The 17,300-nt window shown below is 44.3% G+C and carries 10 protein-coding genes; 3 read left to right on the top strand and 7 right to left on the bottom strand.

Annotated features, from left to right (window positions below; all coding sequences use genetic code 11):
* The 6 genes from AACQ42_RS07450 to hemL form a co-directional block, all read right to left on the bottom strand.
* The gene (locus tag AACQ42_RS07450) at positions 1–987 is read right to left on the bottom strand and encodes an ABC transporter permease (RefSeq protein ID WP_013857640.1); all 987 of its coding nucleotides are present in this window, start codon (positions 985–987) and stop codon (positions 1–3) included.
* Positions 988–1,153: 166 nt separating this feature from the next.
* The gene (locus tag AACQ42_RS07445) at positions 1,154–2,824 is read right to left on the bottom strand and encodes an ABC transporter substrate-binding protein (protein ID WP_013857639.1); all 1,671 of its coding nucleotides are present in this window, start codon (positions 2,822–2,824) and stop codon (positions 1,154–1,156) included.
* Between the two features lie 744 nt (positions 2,825–3,568).
* Positions 3,569–6,961 (bottom strand): response regulator, encoded by a 3,393-nt coding sequence (locus AACQ42_RS07440; RefSeq protein WP_094165896.1) that lies wholly within the window; start codon positions 6,959–6,961, stop codon positions 3,569–3,571.
* A gap of 199 nt (positions 6,962–7,160) precedes the next feature.
* Entirely contained in the window at positions 7,161–8,204 is a 1,044-nt protein-coding gene (rsmC, locus tag AACQ42_RS07435) for a 16S rRNA (guanine(1207)-N(2))-methyltransferase RsmC (protein ID WP_017049773.1), read from the bottom strand.
* Between the two features lie 83 nt (positions 8,205–8,287).
* The gene (locus AACQ42_RS07430) at positions 8,288–9,373 is read right to left on the bottom strand and encodes an AI-2E family transporter (RefSeq protein WP_094165866.1); all 1,086 of its coding nucleotides are present in this window, start codon (positions 9,371–9,373) and stop codon (positions 8,288–8,290) included.
* Positions 9,374–9,649: 276 nt separating this feature from the next.
* Positions 9,650–10,945 (bottom strand): glutamate-1-semialdehyde 2,1-aminomutase, encoded by a 1,296-nt coding sequence (gene hemL, locus AACQ42_RS07425; protein ID WP_026028237.1) that lies wholly within the window; start codon positions 10,943–10,945, stop codon positions 9,650–9,652.
* A gap of 322 nt (positions 10,946–11,267) precedes the next feature.
* Here hemL and erpA point away from each other — a divergent pair, with 322 nt between their 5' ends.
* The 3 genes from erpA (at position 11,268) to AACQ42_RS07410 (ending at position 15,949) form a co-directional block, all read left to right on the top strand.
* Positions 11,268–11,609, top strand: coding sequence for an iron-sulfur cluster insertion protein ErpA (gene erpA, locus AACQ42_RS07420; RefSeq protein WP_026027518.1), 342 nt, complete (start codon positions 11,268–11,270; stop codon positions 11,607–11,609).
* A gap of 126 nt (positions 11,610–11,735) precedes the next feature.
* Entirely contained in the window at positions 11,736–12,842 is a 1,107-nt protein-coding gene (locus AACQ42_RS07415) for an efflux RND transporter periplasmic adaptor subunit (protein WP_094165865.1), read from the top strand.
* Positions 12,843–12,850: 8 nt separating this feature from the next.
* A complete protein-coding gene (locus AACQ42_RS07410; protein WP_094165864.1) occupies positions 12,851–15,949 on the top strand; it encodes an efflux RND transporter permease subunit in 3,099 nt (1,032 codons plus the stop codon).
* Between the two features lie 51 nt (positions 15,950–16,000).
* Here AACQ42_RS07410 and AACQ42_RS07405 read toward each other — a convergent pair whose 3' ends face one another.
* Positions 16,001–17,293, bottom strand: a complete 1,293-nt coding sequence (locus AACQ42_RS07405) for a peptidoglycan DD-metalloendopeptidase family protein (RefSeq protein WP_017045385.1) — start codon at positions 17,291–17,293, stop codon at positions 16,001–16,003.
* Between the last annotated feature and the right edge of the window lie 7 nt (positions 17,294–17,300).

The raw sequence follows: 17,300 nt of genomic DNA, 5'->3' as shown, positions 1-17,300 counted from the left end.
TTATTTACCTCCCTTGCGTAGGCGAGGGTCTAGTACGACATAAAGCATGTCCGCCAACAGGTTAAAGAACAGCATAAAGAGCGTCATAATCAGTAGCTGCCCTTGCAGAACTTGGTAATCACGAGCGTTGATCGCATTAAATAAAACGGTACCAAGGCCAGGATAGTTAAAGATAATTTCAATGATGAGCTGACCACCGATAGCCATACCCAAAGACATCGATAGAGCGGTGACACTTGGCAATAAAGCATTACGAGCGGCGTACTGGAAAACCACACGGTTTTCGCTGAGCCCTTTCCCTTTCGCCATCGTTATGTAGTCTTCAGCGAGCAGGTTAATCATGTTGTTACGCATGTTGACGAGAAACCCACCGATTTGTACTAGAGACGCACAGACAAGAGGCAAGAAAGCGTGGTAGGCCACATCTTTAATGAATGTCCAACTTGTCCAATCTGGCATCGTACCAGCAGTGTAGGCATAACCCGTAGGGAACCATTGCAAGCCGATAGCAAAAGTAAACATAGCGATCATCGCAATAACCACTTGCGGAACGGCTTGTATAACCAACATCCCTGGAGTAATAAACGTATCGTAACGACTGCCTCGTTTCCATGCGGCAAAAATGCCCAGTAGAGAACCGATTGAGAACGAGATCACAACCGCAGTACCCGCTAGAAATAACGACCAACCAAATGCACTACCCAGTAATTCATTGACACTTAACGGATAGAACTTAATCGACGTGCCTAATTCCCAACTTAGAATGCTTTTTAAATAGGTCAAATATTGTACGGGTAACGGACCATCAACGAAACCGAGAAGCTGTTTCATTGCTTCGATTCGTTCTGGCGTTACTTGCGTTGTTGCGTTTGCGAACATCATGGTCACTGGGTCTCCAGGCATGGCTCGCGGAATGATGAAGTTCAATGTTGCTGCAACCAGCAACGCGATAAAATAAAATGACAAACGTCTTAAAAAATAACCCATAACTCACACCTTACTCACCCAGTTTTATCCTGTACCTGGTTTCAGGTCGCTCCTAGCGAAATTTAGAGCGAAAAATCCCCTAACGACGAGCGTTATACATTTGCTAGGTATTTAGGGGATTTTATTTAGCGGCGCACGAAGTACGCCGCAAGGAATGAACTTCTACTTACTTAACTGGTTTTAGGTCCAGTACGTGTAATAGACGCTCCGGGATACCAGCCCAAATGTTTGGACGACCCTTAGGATTTTCTTCGTTCCACCAGCCGCTAAAGCGTGCTGTGTTGTATTGGTACATGTAAGCACCTGACATTACAGGGATGGTCACTTGGTTTTCAGCAATGATTTTCTGAATTCCGTGAGCGATTTCTAGCTGCTCATTTTTATCCGCTGTTTTGTAGAAGCTGTCTAGCAAAGTATCTAGCTTATCGTTTTTGTAGAAGTGCATAGCAAAACGAGGCATACCTTCACCTTTCTGTAGTGCAGAGTTGTATGCACTGTTCCAGTATAGATGTGGATCCGCACCGTGGAAGTAGTTGGTGTAAGCGACGTCATAAGTACCTTCAAGCATTGCTTGGTTATAAACCGCAAACTCTGGAGTACGAGCACGTGCTTTGATGCCTACTTCGGCAAGCTGTTCAACGGCAAGTTGTACTGTGTTGTTGAAGTCAGTCCAGCCATTTGGTGATTGAACAAGTAGCTCAAAAGATTTACCTGATGGAGTATCAACAAAACCGTCTTTGTTCACGTCTTTGAAGCCCGCTTTAGCAAGCAGTTTTTTCGCGCCTTCAACGTTGTACGTGTTGTAGCCTTTGTACTTATTGTGGATGTTTTCATCAGACCAAGCTTGGAATGCATAACCTAAGCCTGAAGCGAAGTCATTAACGGTACCGCCGCCATAGAAAGCGATATCGATAATAGTTTGACGGTCAAGAGCCATAGAGAATGCGCGACGGAAATCAACGTTGCTTAGCGCTTCATTTTTTACTGCATCTGGGTTTTTGAAGTTAACCATAAATGCTTGTGTGCCTGATGGCGGATACCAGTAGTGGTGGCTAGGGCTTGCAGCGGCATAAGTACGGTCAATATCTGGAACGAATGAAGAGGTCCAATCGAGTTCAGAGTTAACAATTTTACCTAGCAATTGGTCATTGTTTGCAATTTGAGGTACACGCAAACAGTCAACCTCAAGGTTTGCAGCATCCCAGTAATTCGGGTTACGACATTGGATGTATAGCTGTGGAGTGAAGGTGTCGATTTCAGTAAACGGACCAGTACCTACAGGGTTTTCGTTGGTGAAAGTCGCTGGATCTTTCACATCTTTCCATACATGCTCAGCAACGATAGGAACTAACGAGATTTCATAAGGTACGTTTGAGTTAGCTTCACTTAAACGGAAACGGATTTGGTAGTCGTTCAGTTTTTCTACGCTCGTTACCCACTTGTTGATACCGCGTTGGTCGAGTTCAGGTTTATTTTTCAATAAGCCATAAGAGAACACGACATCATCCGCTGTAAATGCTTGACCATCTGACCATTTAACACCTTTACGGATATCAAAAGTAACACTCATTAGGTCATCAGACATTTTAAAGCCTTCAGCCAAACGCATAACGGGTGTATTACCATGCATTTCGTTGAATATCACCAGTGGTTCATAGATGAAATCAGTGGTCGTACGTAGGTTTGTTGCTAGATACGGGTTAAAGTTACGTACCATTGTAGGGTAGAAATCAGGTACGATCGTTAGCTCACTGCGTGCGGCTGCTGGAGCTGAAAGGCTCGCTGCGGCGGCGATTACTGCAGCGGCTAGCGCTGTTTTTTTAATATTGGCAAGCATAGCTGTTCCTTACTATTTGCTTTCATTTCACTAATGGATATGAATGTCATCAATTGATAAACACTCTCCAAGGCCTACCTCATTGCGTGTTAACAAACCGGAGGAGTTGGTCAACATGAGTGGCCTGTAGACCTTTGGCAGGAGTAAGAAGACACCTTGGAGAGAAAATTATCAATTTGAATTCCCGTTAAAAACGTCAATTTGTAGAAAGTGATCGTTATAAACGTCAATTTACCATCTTTGGTTTGATTTTTACTCTCATTTAGGTCAGTGATCTGCCTCTCATACTCAATTCGATTAACTTATAGTTGTAAGCGCTCGCTATCTTTTTATCCCTTTATTTTTAATGTTTTTTTGTTTTTTTTGTATCATGAGATCTTGCTCACTTATAGTTTTATCGTTAATTTTTTTACTTAAATTAATTCTGCCGAATTGTTGTGATTCGGTTCGCAATCTGGATCTTTATTCATCTTCAATTGAAAATCTGCTGGTGAAATTGCCTAGAAATCAGTTTTTACTTCCAATTTTCATCATCATTTTGCCTCTTTTTTTCTATTGAGAAGTAAGGTTTGTAATATGCAGTGAGTAAGGCGTACCAGAGTAATGGATGCTTGAGGTTAACATTGATTAAATTTAACTAGTCATAACTCTGGATGCATCAATGGGGTGGTTGTTCCGTTGATGGTCATGGAAATATAGTGATAAAAAAGCCTGCAGAGTGCAGGCTTAATGGTGTTGATGTACTTAGAGTGATGAGGTCAGTAGCTTTTGCAATTTATCGCGCTGCGCTTCGATGTGAGAGCGTTCAGGGCCGTGCTCCTGACAATGATCAAGAATGTAATCTAACGAATTAAGAACGGTACGCCAGCGAGGTGTTTTAGGCAGTGTCTCGATACGTAAGTACTTGTCTAGTGTCCGAGTCTGTAATGTGCTTCTATCGAGATACACTCGCCATAGCCCACTCTGCTCTGCAAAGGTAAACTTGCTTTGGTTACTGACCCGTTCCCAGTAATCTAAAGCACTGGTCATTGCTTCAACCAGTACTTCGCGCATTAAATCTTGCTTAGATTGACTCTCTCCCGATACTTTGTCGGCGATACGAGTGAACTCGCCACCGAGTTCTTTGAGCTGCTGCAGTTTTTCTTTATCGCCTTCAAATGCGTAACTGGATAGCGCTTCAATAGCGGTTTCAAGGTTATTGATGCGCGCTGCATTGATGTTTCCACCCACGTTAAAGATGTACATAGCCTGCAACCCAGAGCCATCCGGTAGTCGTAACACATCAGCAGACATATGTTGACGTGTATCTTCGACATAGATATCGATATTACCGCAGTAATGCTCTTGCTCGACGACTAAGTATTTAGGAGCGATGAGTTCTTCCGCATTTGAGCGCTTTAGTTGTTCTTGGCTGCGCTTAAATAACCGAGCAGCCGCTTCGTTCGCAAAGCGGATTTTATGATCGTCTCGAATGCAAATAATGGCCTCAGGAGCAGATTCAAGCTGCTCTAGTAGACGGCCTTGGGTTTCCAATAAACTGGCCTCTACCATTGCTCTATGCTTCAGCTCTTGTTGCAGTTGGTTGTTCTCAATACGTCTTTGTTCAGCTTTGCTGGCCGTTAAATGCGCCGTAATACGTGCAGCGAGCTCTTGCTTATTAAAAGGTTTCGATAAGTAATCGTTCGCTCCCGCTGCAAAACCACGAACTCTATCGTCAGTTTGATTTAATGCCGTCAACATAATGATAGGTAGCTCGGCATGATCGTATGTTTCTCTTAACTTTTCACAGACTTGGTAGCCGCTTAATCCTGGCATCATAATGTCGAGCAGTAGAAGTTCCGGTTTTTCTTTTTCGACCGCGCTAATGACTTCATTGCCATCTTTAGCGGTGCGGACTTGATAGCCTTCTAAACGTAGGAAACTGTCTAGGACACGCAGATTGACGGGTTCATCATCTGCTATCAGTAGTACTGGGCCTTCTTTATTTTCAGGTAGTGAATGCATTTCAGGCAGTTCAATGTCTGAAATGGTCGGAGATTGGAAGTGGCCAGCTTCCATATAGCTTGTCGACTCAATTTCCGCTTTTGATGCTAATGGCAAGGTAAAGCTGAATGTCGTACCGACCATAGGTTGGCTACTGACATAAAGCGTTCCTTGCATTAATTCGATCAATTGACGGCTGATCGAAAGACCCAAGCCTGCGCCTTGTCGATAACGACTGGCATCTTGCCCTGCTTGAATCAGTGGTTCGAAGATGTGTTCAAGTTGTTCAGCAGGAATGCCTTGCCCCGTATCGACAACTTGGACACGAATCTTGTCATCAACCACATTGGCTGAAATGACAATTTTCCCTTCAGTCGTATATTTAATGGCGTTTCCTACAAGGTTATAAAGCACTTGCTCTAATCGTTGTGGATCGGCAGAGACCCAAATGCATTCATCAGGGATTTGGTTTATTACGCGAATGGGCTTTTTGTTGAGTAGATGGTTAGACAGCTCTAACACTAAGCGTGTTGCGCCGGATAGATCAACAGCACACTGTTTGATATCCAAGCTGCCATAGCGCATTTTATGGTAATCGAGTAAGTCATCGACCAAGTTTGTCAGCCGTTGTCCACTGCTGATGATTATGCCTAATTGATAACGATGATCGGCGGTGATAGTTCCACTTGACCCAGAGATCAGTGCTTCTGCAATACCGACCATACCGTGCAGCGGTGTTCTTAATTCATGTGAGGTTGTGGCTAGGAATTCATCTTTTAGTTTGTTAGCGAGATGCAACTCATCGTTCTGTTTGCGAATTAATTGAATGTTGCTTTCGAGCTCTTTATTTTGCGCTTTAATCAGCTGCATTTTTTCTCGGATTGAACGCTGCATACGTTCAAAACTCACTGCGAGTCGACCAATCTCATCTTTACGATCGGTATTGATAACATTTTCATCTAAATCCCCAGCTGAGACTTTTTCTGCCGCCCAAGTGAGCTTCAGTAGGGGAGAGGTAATAAAATTAGAGAGATAATGTGAAGCGATGACGACTAAAATAATCGCGGTTAGCATGGCGAAAATAAATAACTTCTCAAGCTGATGAACTCGCGCATAAGCCTCTTTTTCTGGTATCTCTACGACCAAGGCCCAGTTGATATTTTTATTTGCAACAGGTGCATAGGCGGCAATGGTTTTCTCATTCAATGTATTGGTGTAAGTACCAACGGCACTCAACCCAGAAAGTGCAAGATTGATCACTTTTTGACTAGTCTCGATTTCTTGCTGCGTGTAAGAGAGTATTCGAGAATGATGATCTTGCCCGACGAGTAAAGTCCTTATTTGCGATGTCGCATTGGTGTCAGCAACGAGCTTTGTGATGCCATTGTTTGGTAGGCGGAACATGGCGTAGCTGTGCAGGTAGCCCTGTTGAATAATGGGCGCGCCAAGCCAAGCAACTGATTGCCCTTCTTGTGGTGAAAAATCAGAAATAATAACTGGTGTATATTCTTCATTGATTTTTCGTTGTTCGCCAACTTGCTGCTCTAGCTGGCGGAATGTTTTACCCAGATTGCTATCTTTGTATTTTCCGGTCAGTAAATTCGTCCCATAGTTGTCGTGCTTATAAACGGAATAAACGACATCACCATCGAGATCCACCAGTAAAATATCGTCAAAATCAGAACGTTTAAGCAGTTCTAAATACGCCCAATGATAGCGTTTGTGCAGCAGGCGATACCGTTCACTGCCTACATAGCTGCTCGATTGTGGCAATATTGACGTTTTTATCTGATCACCAGAGCCAGGAATATAACGCTGCTGGGCATGCTCACGAGCTTGATCAATATCCAGACCAAGTCTTTGGAACGCATTGACTAAGCCGTAAAAGCGCCCTCCACTAGCATAAGCTAACTCTGAACGGACAAACCCCATCACTTCTGATTCTTTGGCCGTGAGGTAATCGAGAACTTGCTGTTGCTTAGTGTCTCTGACTGACAATAAGTGAGACGTGCTTTGTTCTTGAAGATCTTTAGTGTGTGATTGCAGAAAAAAAATGGCAGTCACAGTTAAAGGCGTGATGCTCAAAACGAGAAAAGCCAGCATAAGAGTATTTTGCAGGCGCTTAAATTTTTGCTTACGAGAGAACCTAAACATAGAAAAAGGCATTACTTTCCGTGAGGCTTTAACGGCATGAGGTAGTCGTTAAAGTGAATGAAAAAAACAAAGAAAACCTAAAGTGACGAAATTAACGAGTTTTTTTACTTTGACAAGTAAGTCCTGTGGAAAGCGTGGTCACTAACGCAAAATTCGTAAAAATCATCCAGTTTAGTGACCAATTGAGAGTGGATTACACTTATTGTTGCGACTTTTGTAATGTTTTTTTTGCGTGGTAAATGATGAATTTGTTAGTTTTATTTAACACCTCGCAATGACCATAAGCCTGTTCAATCAGCGGGGTATATTTAAGAAAACTGTTGGCCACAATAAAAAGTTCGCCTTTCGCGGTTTGATGGCTTGGTGCGTTCGCCAGTAAGGCTTCTGTCGCACTATAGCTGGTCTCTAATCCGGAGTGGAAAGGGGGGTTTGAGACGATAAATTGATAATCTTTAGCGGTATCTGAGTAGACATCAGAGGCAAATACATTCCCTGATATGTTATTCGCTATCAAGGTTGCTTTGGTTGATTCAATCGCAAGCGCGCTGATATCGCACAGTTCAATCTCGATATCTGGGTTTAATGTGGCCATTACAGTACCCAACACACCAGCACCACAACCAAAGTCGAGAACTTTTCCTCTCAGTTTAGGTAGTGTATCGAGTAACAGTTGGCTACCGAGGTCAAACTCGCCATGACTAAATACGCCAGGTAAACTTTTTACAATCAGTGCGTGTTGCTGATACTGCACCTGATAAGTTTTGAACCAGTCTGCAATTTGGAAGCTTGGTGGCTGCTGAGTGCATTGCCCCCAATAGAACGAACAGCGTCGAGCTGAATCATACTTTTTAACCACCCCATAAGCTGCAAACATTTTTTCAATGCTTTTTATGCCCGAGCGGTTTTCACCCACGACCACAATCTCAGTCTCTTTGCCCAGTTTGGCCAACAGCATTGCAAGCAGATATTCAGCTTCCTGCTTCGCTTTGGGCCAGTAAAGCAGAATCATGTCAGCATCGGTTTTTTGCTCAAATTGAGCGCCAAAATGACATGTAATTTGCGGATAGGATTCGAGTTGGCGGTAGTAACCATAATGAGTGGTGAACACCGAAACAGAGCGACAATGATTAGCTAACTCTACAGGAAATAAATCCTCCGCTTCTCCAGCCACTAAAAGATGTTTTCCTTCGAAATAAGCAAGCTGACGCTGGGCAATTTGACTTGGTGCGGTGTAACTGGACATAGTGGGCTCTGCGCTAAAAAAGAGGGGCAGATTCTCGCACAGTCTGCCCCTTGCTTCTAGCTTGATCGTCAGTAAGTCAAAAGTTAGCTATTATCTTGTTGATTGAGAAAACCTTTAAACTCTTCCTCATAAATATTAAACAGCACCATAGTGATGGCAAAAATGAGTGGGCCGTAAATTAACCCAATCAGGCCAAACAGCTGAATACCACCGAGCAGAGAGAAGAAGATCATTAAGGTGTTCATGCCCGCGCTCCCTTGCATTAAAAAGGGCCGCAATAAATTATCAATTGAGCCAACAACGATAACGCTCCAGAGGGCCAAGAATATGCCCCATGTGCTATCTCCGGTTAGAAAGAGATAAACAGTGGCTGGAATCCATATCAGAGCAGTACCGACAACCGGAATAAACGAAGCAAACCCCATCATGGTGCCCCAAAATAACCCAGGGAAACTGGCGAGCCACATACCAAACCCGCCCGCAAAGCCTTGTGCTATTGCGGTTAAAAATGACCCCATGACAGCCGATTTGGAGACTTGCTCAATTTCGCAGAGCAACCTGTCTTCTTGACTACGCGACAATGGCAAGATATGCCTAAGAGCGCTGATGAGCTTATCGTGATCACGGAGTAGGAAAAACAACACGAACAGCATTAAGAAGAAATCCATCAAAAAACTGGTCGCATCACCCAGCACTTTTGCGCTAATACTGACCAAGTTGGTACCAAATGAACTGGCAAATTGCCCCACTTTTTGTGCGATTTGTTGTGGCTGAATTTCATCAAAGGGCAAATATTGATTCGCAATGGCGAGTCCTTTGACAATCCAAGGATGAGCAAAGGCGGTTTGAATGCCACCATGAGTCACCCATTGATACATGTTCTGAGAAAATACCGACCCTTGCTGCACAATAGCAGCAAAGACAAACAGCAGTGGAATCACAATAATAAACGTCAAAATAATACACGAGAGAAACGAGGCGGTATTTTTGTATTTGGGGATTTTTCGTTCGAGCCACTCATGAATGGGAAACATCAATAACGAGATGATGAAAGCCATGACAATCGAGTTGATATAAGGTGCAATCAACAGATAACAAGCAATAGCCGCAGCGACAAGTGCCGCAATGAGCACCCAGTGGCTAGAGGTGATTTTCACTTTTTCTGACACGTTGTTAATCCAACCTTGTAAAGTAATAGGGTTATAATGACTGCAAATCAGCGTGTTATCAATGAGGAACTGATGAGATGGGATGTTGTGATAATGAAAAAGGGTGTCAAAACCAGCATAAAAAAAAGTTGAAGCTACCGTGGTTTGCCATCAGCATGATGGCGTTGGTCGTTTTAGTGATTTATTACTGGCAATGATAGCTTGCTTATTGAGTCTGAAATAAATAAAGGGCTGACCTACAGCCCTTTATACTATGATGAGTTTGCCTAATGGTGCTTATTCCGCTTGAGCTGCCATCATCGCAAAACAGCGATCGGCCGCTTCTAATGTCGCTTCAATTTCTTTGGAGCCGTGCGCCAAAGAAGTAAAACTTGCTTCAAAAGCTGAAGGCGCTAAATAGACACCATGATCGAGCATCAAATGGAAGAAGCGCTTGAAACGTTCAACATCACATTTTGCGACTTCTTCATAACAGGTGACGCGTTCTTGATCGGTAAAAAAGAAGCCGAACATGCCACCAACTTGGCTGACCAGCAAAGGAATACCGTGTTTGTCTGCGAGTTCTTTGAATCCATCAGCCAATTGCTTTGTTTTGGCCGCGAGACGTTTTTCATTGCCTTCTTCTTTTAGAAGCGTCAAGCAGGCATAACCCGCAGCCATAGCCACAGGGTTACCTGATAGCGTACCAGCTTGGTACACCGGGCCCGTTGGAGCGATGTATTGCATCACATCACGGCGTCCACCAAAAGCGCCAACAGGCATACCACCGCCAATCACTTTCCCTAGCGTTGTTAAGTCTGGTTTGATGTTGTAGTAAGCCTGTGCACCACCTAGTGCAACACGAAAACCTGTCATTACTTCATCAAAGATCAGCAGAGCGCCTTCTTGGTCACAAATCTCACGTAAGCCTTCATGGAACCCTTCTACTGGTGGAATGCAGTTCATGTTGCCCGCGACTGGTTCGACGATAATGCAGGCTATTTGGTCTTTATTGGCCGCGAACAATTCACGTACAGATTCTAAATCATTAAAAGTGGCGGTCAGTGTATGTTTAGCAAAATCAGCAGGCACACCAGGAGAGCTTGGCTGGCCTAATGTTAAGGCGCCAGAGCCTGCTTTTACTAGCAAACTGTCCGCATGACCGTGATAGCAGCCTTCAAATTTTAAAATTTTATCGCGCCCAGTGAATCCACGAGCTAAACGAATGGCGCTCATCGTCGCTTCGGTACCGGAACTGACCATACGCAACTGTTCCATCGATGGAACCAGCTCAGAAACTAATTCTGCCATATCGATTTCCATCTCGGTCGGCGCACCAAAACTGAGACCGCGCTGCGCTGCGCCTATCACGGCTTCACGAATGACCGCGTGATTGTGGCCTAGTATCATTGGCCCCCAAGAGCCGACATAATCAATATAAGCTTTGCCGTCAGCATCAAAAATCAACGGGCCGTCTGCGCGGTCGATAAAAATCGGCGAGCCACCAACTCCGTTAAAAGCACGTACAGGAGAGTTAACTCCACCGGGGATTGCACGTTGTGCCTTTTGATAAAGCTCTGCTGATTTGGTCATGGATTTATCCTCTTCTGCTTGTTCGGACCAGTTGGTGTCGCATTGTATACCCAAACTCACCAAAGACACTTTTTTTCACTCATTTTCTGAGCCCATTCACAGCCAAATAAGCGCCGTATAGTGTACAACTCACGCGACAGTGAGTGTTTTTTCAGTGCATAATGCCTCGATAGTTGGAGTTTTAGCTTAAGTGACGGTGAATACTTGAACGAATAGGTCAGGTATTAGATAATCATTGCATTATTAAAAAAGAATCACCTTTACAGGCATAAGTTAAGCATAATAAGTCTGACAGGTATTAACACGAGTGAGAGAGGCCATCGTGAGTGAAGTAAATGTACCATTGTCATTTTCTGATACTGCAGCACAACGCGTAAAAATGTTGATTGCTGAAGAAGAGAATCCAGCGCTAAAACTGCGCGTTTATATTACTGGTGGTGGTTGTAGCGGTTTTCAATATGGGTTTACCTTTGATGAAAATGTAAACGATGGCGATACCACAATAGTTAATAGTGGCGTGACATTAGTGGTTGACCCGATGAGCTTACAATATTTGATAGGTGGCATTGTCGATTACACAGAAGGCCTAGAAGGCTCTCGTTTTTTTGTCAACAATCCTAATGCAACAACAACATGCGGTTGTGGTGCATCATTTAGTGTTTAACTAAAAAAGGTTCGATGCACAATTAATCTACTGTAGCTAATTAAGCTTAATAGCCCTATGTATTTGGATGTTATGTAGGGCTTTGCCTTAACCTTAAGAAGGCAAGAACATAATAAAGGATTATTTATGCCTGATACCAAAATCAGCCGTTCATCTATTGGCCGCTTTTTTTCGCAACGACCTTGGCTACTCTCGACGATTTTTATTCTACTTCTCTGTTTTTGGTTAGGTTTTGGGACATTGAAAGCGGAAGAGCCCCGGCAAACTGCCAATGACACCATTCCTTTTGCGAAAGTTATTTACCAATCTTTTGAGGCTGAATTGACCGATAAGCATATCGATCTTTACGGTCGGACCGCACCTAATCGTCAAGCTAAAATTGGTGCTGAAATCGCAGGGAAAATTACTCAGATATCGATAGCAAAAGGACAGCCTGTCAATAAAGGACAACAGATCGTCTTAATCGATCAAGCTGATCTAGCGGCTCAATTAGAGAGTGCGCAAGCCTTGTTCAAACTCAAACAAAAAGAATTCAGTGCCGCTGAGTCGTTAAAAAATCGAGGTTTGCAAGGCGAAGTGGCCTTTGCTTCGGCGCAAGCCGCTTTGGCGGAAGCCAGCGCTGTGCAAAGTCGTGCCCAATTGGCTTTACGTAATACGTCAGTTGTGGCTCCCTTCGATGGCATTGTTGAAGACATATTGATAGAAAAAGGCGATTTTGTCGGAGTGGGTGACCCGATGATCACCTTTATTGATCTCAGTAAATTAGTGATAGAAGCGGATGTCAGCGAACGACACATCCAAAAAATCAAACAAGACCAAATTGCTCGTGTACGTTTTATCGATGGTTCTATTGTCGATGGCAAGGTTCGTTATATTTCTCGCGTCTCATCGCCTACCACCAACACGTTTGCTATCGAAGTGGAATTAGACAATCCCAATCAAACGATCCCCGCGGGTGTGAGCGCTGAAGTGGAGATGAGTTTGGAAACACAACTGGCGGTGAAAATCACGCCTGCCATGCTTGCGCTTGATGATCAAGGAAATTTAGGCGTTAAAACTCTGCAGCAAGATCGTGTTCGCTTCATCCCCATTCAATTGGTAAAAGCGGAGCAAGATGGTGTGTGGCTAACTGGGCTAGGGGAGACGGTGGATATTATCACCGTTGGGCAAGGTTTTGTTCGAGATGGTGATCAAGTGATTGCGGTCAAGAAACCTAACCACTCAGCGCAGTAGGGGGCGCCATGTTTTCTATTATTGATGCGGCGCTATCTCGCTCGCGCACTATGTTATCGCTGCTGATTTTTATCTTGATCGCTGGCGTAGCGACCTATTTTTCGATCCCTAAAGAATCGAGCCCTGACATTACTATTCCTATTATTTATGTCTCCGTAAGTCATCAAGGCATATCACCGAGTGATGCTGAGCGCCTTATCGTGCGGCCCCTAGAGCAAGAAATGCGCTCTATTGAAGGCGTAAAAGAGATGACGTCGAATGCTTCCGAAGGGCATGCTTCTGTAGTTTTGGAATTTAACGTTGGCGTTAACCTTGATAAAGCGATGGCGGATGTGAGAGATGCGGTCAATTTGGCCGAGCCGAAGCTACCCGCAGACAGCGATGAGCCGACCGTGAACGAAGTAACATTGGCATCAGAGCAACCGGTATTATCAGTGGTGCTTTATGGCACTTTACCAGAGCGAGCTATCGTACAAATTGCAAGGCAGTTGAGAGACAAATTAGAAAGCTACCGACAAGTATTAGAAGTTGATATCGCTGGCGATCGCGAAGATATTGTTGAGATCATTGTCGATCCCCTATTGATGGAAAGTTACGGACTTGATCAAGGCGATATCTATAACTTAATCGCACTGAATAATAAAGTCGTTGCGGCGGGTTTCGTCGATACGGGCTACGGACGTTTTTCCGTAAAGGTTCCTTCAGTTTTTGAATCCTTGAAAGATGTGTTAGAGCTTCCGGTGAAGGTTGATGGTAAGCAAGTAATCACCTTTGGCGATATCGCGACCGTCAGACGAGCATTTCGGGACCCTGAAAGCTTTGCTCGTTTAGATGGCAAATCGGCGGTGGTGTTGGACGTTAAAAAGCGTGCTGGTGAAAATATCATCGAAACCGTTGAGCTGGTAAAAACGGTAATGGGAGAGGCGCAAAAACGGGAAGATTGGCCAAGTAATTTGTTGGTGAAATATACGTGGGATGAGTCGAAAGACGTTGAAATCATGCTCAACGATCTACAAAACAATATTCTGTCGGCCATTATTTTAGTCGTGATCGTGATTATCGCTATTTTGGGAATGAGGACGGCGCTGCTGGTTGGTATCTCAATACCAGGCTCATTTTTGACCGGATTACTAGTCTTGTCGGTGTTTGGACTAACCGTCAATATTGTCGTGTTATTTGCATTAATTATGGCGGTTGGCATGCTGGTTGATGGAGCCATAGTGGTAACTGAGTTTGCTGATCGGCGTATGCAAGAAGGTGTGCCGCGTAAAGAAGCGTATCGAGATGCCGCAAAACGGATGGCATGGCCGATTACCGCATCAACTGCTACCACTTTAGCCGCTTTTGCTCCTCTGCTTTTTTGGCCAGATATCACGGGTGAGTTCATGAAATACTTGCCTCTCACGCTTATCGCTACACTGGCTGCTTCACTGATTATGGCACTGCTTTTCGTACCTGTGCTGGGAGGCTTAATTGGCCGACCGCAACATGCTTCGGCTGCCAGTCAAGCACGGATGATTGCTTTACATGAAGGTGATTTTGCCCAAGCGACGGGCATCACCAAGCTCTATTATCACACGTTGGCCATTGCGATTCGTCACCCACTTAAAATATTGTTTAGTGCGATAGTGCTCGCGATTGTGATTGGCTTTGCTTATGCCAAAGCAGGGCTCGGTGCCGAATTCTTCCCAGAGGTGGATCCGCCTTATTTCACCGTTAAAGTTCGTTCTTATGGCGATCTGTCCATCCAAGAAAAAGACACCTTAATGCGAGAAATTGAGCAGGTGATGCTTGGTCATGAGGAATTTGAGAGCGTCTATACTCGAACGGGGGGAGAGGATGAAATTGGCCAGATTCAAATTACCCCTGTTGATTGGCAATATCGCCGCACCGTCAAAGCGATTATTGAAGAGCTTAAAAGCACTACGGATCAGTTTTCAGGGGTGGAAATCGAGTATAAATTTCCAGATGCAGGGCCACCTGTTGAGCATGATCTGGTGATTGAAATGTCGGCGCGTACTCCTGAAAATCTTAATGAGGCCGCTAAAATGGTCAGAAAGTGGGCTGATAACAATCCCGCGTTGACTAATGTCAGTGACACCTCAAATAAAGAAGGAATTGACTGGCGAATTGATATTCGACGTGATGATGCTTCTCGATTTTCAGCCGATGCGACATTGGTGGGTAACACAGTGCAATTTGTGACTAATGGACTAAAAATTGGTGACTACTTGCCTGATGATGCAAACGAAGAGGTCGATATTTTGGTGCGTTATCCAGAGGATAAGCGTGATATTGGTCGATTTGATCAGTTACGGGTCAACACACCCGCAGGTCTGGTGCCGATAACCAATTTTGCGCAGATAAAACCGGATCACAAACAAGATACGATCAAACGGATTGATGGTCGACGGGTTATCGATATTATGGCGGATCTAAAGGAAGGGTATAATCTGGCCCTTGAATTGCCCAAAGTTACTCAAGCATTGTCGGAACTGAATTTACCTAATGGGGTGGAGTTTAAGTTACGAGGGCAAAATGAAGAGCAGGAACATTCCTCAGAATTTCTAAAAAATGCCTTTTTGATTGCGCTGGTGGTTATGGGGTTAATTCTGGTTACGCAATTTAATAGTTTTTACCAAGCATTCCTCATTTTAAGTGCAGTACTGTTTTCAACGGTCGGAGTATTTGCGGGCCTGCTGATTTTCCAAAAACCTTTCGGCATTATTATGTCAGGTATTGGGGTCATCGCCTTGGCCGGCATCGTGGTGAATAACAATATCGTATTGATAGATACTTATAACCAACTGATACGCAGAGGCTTGTCAAAACAAGAGGCCATTTTACGCACTGGTGTTCAGCGTTTAAGGCCCGTTTTATTGACCACAGTGACGACTATTTTAGGGTTATTGCCAATGGTACTGGAGATGAACATCGACTTGATTAACCAGAAAATTGAGTTTGGTGCTCCCAGCACGCAATGGTGGTCACAACTCGCCACGGCCGTTGCAGGAGGCCTTGCTTTTGCCACTGTCTTAACGTTAGTGCTGACGCCTTGCTTGTTGATGTTGGGGCGTAAGGAACCACCACCTATTCTCGAAGAGTAATCTGCTCAATCTTACACAATGAGGCCCACATTATTGGTGGGCCTTTTCTTATTATTTATTGGCATAGAGTAATTGGCTATAGCGTTCTAGCTTCCCAAGCCTAATTTGAGCATTGGCGATAAAGGTGCTTTTTGCTTGGCCCGTTAAGGATTTAGATTGCGGTAAAGAGACCGTTCTTGGGTTTTTGTGTACACCGTTGACCAAAAATTCATAGTGGAGGTGAGGGCCGGTAACTCTTCCTGTCCCTCCTAAAGTACCAATCGTTTGTCCTTGCTTGACTCGTTGACCCGTTTTGACCATACGTCGTTGTAAGTGTAGGTATTTGGTAATGTAGGTGTTGCTGTGACGAATAAACACATAATTACCATTAAATTGGTTGTAACTTGATTTCTCAACCACACCATCGCCGGCGGCCCAAATTGGGGTACCAACTGGCGCGGCATAATCGGTTCCTCTGTGTGCGGTGACTTTTCCTGTGACGGGGTGGCGACGCACAGGATTGAAATTCGATGTCACGCGACGAAAATCGATCGGCGAGCGTAAAAAGGCCTTTTTCATGGCCCGGCCATTTTCGTCATAGTAATTGCCTGTTGCATCGTCCAATATTGCTGTGAACGTCGTACCTTGGTTGGTAAAGGCGGCGGCAATGATATTTCCGCGGCCAATTACCTCACCTTCCACCACCTTTTCTTGGAATAGCAGCTTAAATTGGTCACCTTCACGAATATCTAACGCAAAATCCACATCCCAACCAAATATACCCGCTAACTCCATGATTTGGTTTGCCGTTAAACCTGCGCTTATCCCCGCATTCCAAAAATTTGAAGTAATGATCGCTTCGGCATAGTTGTACTGGAACATCAGCTCTTTTTTATCAAACTCAGAAGTAAAGCCATCGCCCGATTTAGTGATACGAAAGGTTTCAAAGGCGCTAATAATGCGATTGAGTTGAACAAGTTCATTATTTTCATCAAAGCCAAATTGCAGCTCATCTCCTGGCTTAAGCCGTGAAAGCTGGCTGTCAATATCACGATTTGTTGCCGTGAGTTGATAGAGTAAGCGAGCCGAAAGCCCAATTCGCTGAAATAATACGGCGGCACTTTCCCCCGATTTAACTTGATAAGTTTCCCAACGCAGCATGGTGGAAGGCGAGATAGATATTCCCGGAGAGAGTGCTTCTGCGTTAATGGTTAATGGATAATGGCGACCAATTTCTAGACGATTTGGATCCTGAGCGAGATCTTCAGGATTTGGCAGAAATAGCAGCGCGAAAACCATGAGTGCGCTTAAAAAGGCGATGAGGATTCGATGCACCCAAGGGAGACGAGCGAAAATTGAAAGCATATTTAGG

The organism is Vibrio sp. V12_P9A6T4 (assembly GCF_963874835.1).
GTDB classification, from domain to species: domain Bacteria; phylum Pseudomonadota; class Gammaproteobacteria; order Enterobacterales; family Vibrionaceae; genus Vibrio; species Vibrio anguillarum.
The sequence above is the reverse complement of the archived record's forward strand: the minus strand, read 5'-3'. Positions and strand labels throughout refer to the sequence as shown.